Annotated in this window: 3 protein-coding genes; 1 reads left to right on the forward strand and 2 read right to left on the reverse strand. The window is 65.1% G+C overall.

Annotated features, from left to right (window positions below):
• Window positions 1-292 (forward strand): hypothetical protein (locus tag CWO89_RS46525; RefSeq protein WP_165421567.1); only part of this gene is annotated, 292 nt, incomplete at its 5' end.
• Window positions 293-468: 176 nt separating this feature from the next.
• Here CWO89_RS46525 and chrA read toward each other — a convergent pair.
• Together chrA and CWO89_RS42185 are read right to left on the reverse strand one after the other, a co-directional pair.
• Window positions 469-1,701 (reverse strand): chromate efflux transporter, encoded by a 1,233-nt coding sequence (gene chrA / locus CWO89_RS42180; protein WP_130584124.1) that lies wholly within the window; start codon window positions 1,699-1,701, stop codon window positions 469-471.
• A gap of 537 nt (window positions 1,702-2,238) precedes the next feature.
• A partial coding sequence (locus tag CWO89_RS42185) for a protein adenylyltransferase SelO (protein ID WP_130584125.1) occupies window positions 2,239-3,362 on the reverse strand: 1,124 nt, incomplete at its 5' end.

Below are 3,362 nucleotides of genomic sequence, written 5' to 3' on the forward strand. Positions count from 1 at the left end.
CGCGACGGGCAATTGCGGGCGCCCCGCCGGTCAGTACGACGTCGCTTTTGTCGACTGGCGCCGACGCCCGTTGCGCGCACTCGAGGCGACGCTGGACTGGCTGGTGAATTGCCTGAGTGCCAGCGGCGTGCTGGTGGTCTGGGTCGATGCCCAGAAGGCCGCTGTGAACGAAAGCCTGCGTGCCTCGCTGGAGAAGCGCCGCTTCGTCATCGAGCGCAGCACCATGCATGATTGCGGCTGCGCGCTGTCGGCGCGGCGCCTGCAGACCTATCCGCTGCAGAAGGCGGCCTAGATTCTTCGATGCTTCCAAACGAATAGCCCGGCAGCGTTGGCTGCCGGGCGCACGTAAATATGCCTACATGAACGCCTTACCCTAAAACACGAAGGCGACCGAAATCCTATCCGGGGAAACACTGGTCGAGCGATGGAACATGCTCATAACGAGCCGAGCCGGCGTTGACAGAGGCATCACAGGATCGCCGCGCCTATTCCCGCGATAGCGCTGAAGGCGACGACCACGAGCGGTGGTGCGCGCCAGGCCATGAGCAGCACGAATCCGACGAGGGCAATCGCAAAATCCCTGGGCGTCTGCACCGTGCTGGTCCATACCGGATTGTAGAGCGCCGCGCCCAGGATGCCGACGACCGCCGCGTTCACGCCGCGCATCATCGCCTGGGCACTGGCACGTTTGCGAAAGCTGTCCCAGTACGGCAGCGCTGCCAGCAGGATCAGGACGCCCGGAAGGAATATGCCGAGCAAGCCGATGATGGCTCCGGCGATGCCGTGCGGCGACGTCTTGACGACGGCGCCCAGATAGGCGGCGAAGGTGAAGAGCGGTCCGGGAACGGCCTGGGCCGCGCCATAGCCGGTCAGGAACACGTCGTCGCCGACCCAGCCCGGCGTCACCACTGCCTCGCGCAGCAGCGGCAGCACGACATGGCCGCCGCCAAACACGAGCGCGCCGGAGCGATAGAAGGCGTCGAACAAGGCAATGCCCGCGTACGGCCACAGCCGGGCCAGGATCGGCAGGCCGACGAGCAGGACCAGGAACGCTGCCAGCGCGGTGAGGGCGGCGGCGTGCGACACCGGCACGGCGAAATGGCTTTCCCCGCTCGGCTGCGCGGCGCGGCAGAGCCATAGTCCGGCAATGCCGCCGAGCAGAATCGCGCCGATCTGTGCCACCGATGACGTGCTGAACAGGATGAAGAGTGCCGCGATCGTCGCGATCGAGGCGCGCTCCCGGTCCGGACACAGCGTCCGCGCCATGCCCCATACCGCTTGAGCTACGATCGCGACTGCCACGAGTTTCAGGCCGTGCACCAGTCCTGTCCCGACCGGCCCGCTCAATGCGCTGGCGCCATAGGCGAACAGCAGGAGTGCTATGGCTGATGGCAGCGTGAAGCCCGTCCATGCCGCCAGCGCACCGCGATAACCTGCGCGCATCAATCCGAGCGAGAACCCGACCTGGCTGCTTGCCGGGCCGGGCAGGAATTGGCAGAGCGCCACGAGGTCCGCATAGGATTGTTCGTCGAGCCATTTGCGGCGCTCGACGAACTCGCTGCGGAAATAGCCGATATGGGCGATCGGACCGCCGAACGACGTCAGCCCGAGCTTGAGGAAGACAAGGAGCACTTCGAGCGGCGAGCCCGTGCGCGGGCGCGAAGGTTCGGCTTCGCTGTCTGAAATCCGCTCAATGTTCATCGTCCAGAATTCCCATCAGCGGAGCCGAAGTTCGATCGAGCTGTATCTCTTGCATCGGAGCATATTCGGAGAGTGTCCGACAACAAGCCTCCGCGAGGTGATCGATGCAAGAGCCGGATCGGGATCGGCGATCGCTCGCAATTCAGAAACGCTCGCCCGCTGTTGCGGCAAATCAATAGCGTGTGGGCCCGCTGCGCTAAAGTGTTGATGTAGCCGAACGGCTTGGCGGCCAGGTTGTTGAGGTTATGGGGCTCGGACTCCCAGGCACACCGGGCCCCGCCTTAAGAATTTAGTTTTGTGATTTGTAGGATGAGCAATTGGTAGGGTGGGCAAAGGCACTCTGCGCGCCGTGCCCACCATCAGCAGTTTGCTCGAGATGGTGGGCACGCTGCGCTTTGCCCACCCTACAACTGCCCGTCATTCCGGGATGCGCCGTGAGGCGCAGGCCCGGAATCCATTGGGCCGCCTGTGCCAGCGGCGAAATGGATTCCGGGCTCGATGCTTACGCATCGCCCCGGAATGACGGAAGGGGCCTTCTCACGTTCCGCAGAAGGTTTGCAGCACGCGCTGATCGGGCAGCGGCGGGGCGGCGTAAGCCGCGTATTGCGGCTGGTCGTCGTAGGGCTTTGACAGCACCGTCAACAGTTCTTCGAATGGTGCGTAGTTGTCGTCGTTGGTCGCGGCCGCAATCACCGCTTCGACGCGGTGGTTGCGCGGGATGAAGGCGGGGTTGACGGCGTGCATGGCGGACTGGCGCTCGGACGGGGTTTGCGGCTCGATGGCGAGACGCTCGCGCCAGCGCTTGGCCCATTCGTCAAAGGCGGTGGGATCCATGAACTGCGCGCGGACGTTCTCGTCGGCTGATGCATCCAGGGCTGCGTCGCCAAGGCGGCGGAAGGTGAGGGTGAAGTCGGCCTGGTTTTTCGCCATGGCGTCCAGGAAACCCTCGATCAGCGCCTCATCGCCGTCGCGTTCGGTGAACAGGCCGATCTTCCGCCGTAGACCGGCTGCATAGGCCGCGCTGAACTTCTCGGAGAAATCGCCGAGGATGAATTGCGCCTGTTCGACCGCCTTCTCCTGGTCGTCGGAGAACAGCGGCAGCAGGCATTCGGCGAGACGCGTCAGGTTCCACAGCGCGATCCGCGGCTGGTTGCCATAGGCGTAGCGGCCCATCTCGTCGATCGAGGAGTAGACCTGCGCGGGGTTGTAGTCGTCCATGAAGGCGCAGGGGCCGTAGTCGATGGTCTCGCCCGATATCGAGGTGTTGTCGGTGTTCATCACGCCGTGGATGAAGCCGATCAGGAGCCAGTGCGCGACGAGCTCCGCCTGGCGCGCGACGACGCCTTCGAGCAAAGCGTGATACGGGCGATCCGCCTTCGCGATCTCCGGATAGTGCCGCGCGATCACATGGTCGGCGAGGGCGCGCACGCCATCGGTGTCGCCGCGCGCGGCGAAGAACTGGAAGGTGCCGACGCGGACATGGCTCGCCGCCACCCGCGTCAGCACGGCGCCGGGAAGCGCGGTCTCGCGGATCACATGCTCGCCGGTGATGACGGCGGCGAGCGAACGCGTGGTCGGAATACCCAGTGCGAACATCGCTTCGCTGACGATGTATTCGCGCAGGACCGGGCCGAGCGCGGCGCGGCCGTCGCCGCGGCGGG

Source organism: Bradyrhizobium sp. Leo170, assembly GCF_004296405.1.
Taxonomy (GTDB): domain Bacteria; phylum Pseudomonadota; class Alphaproteobacteria; order Rhizobiales; family Xanthobacteraceae; genus Bradyrhizobium.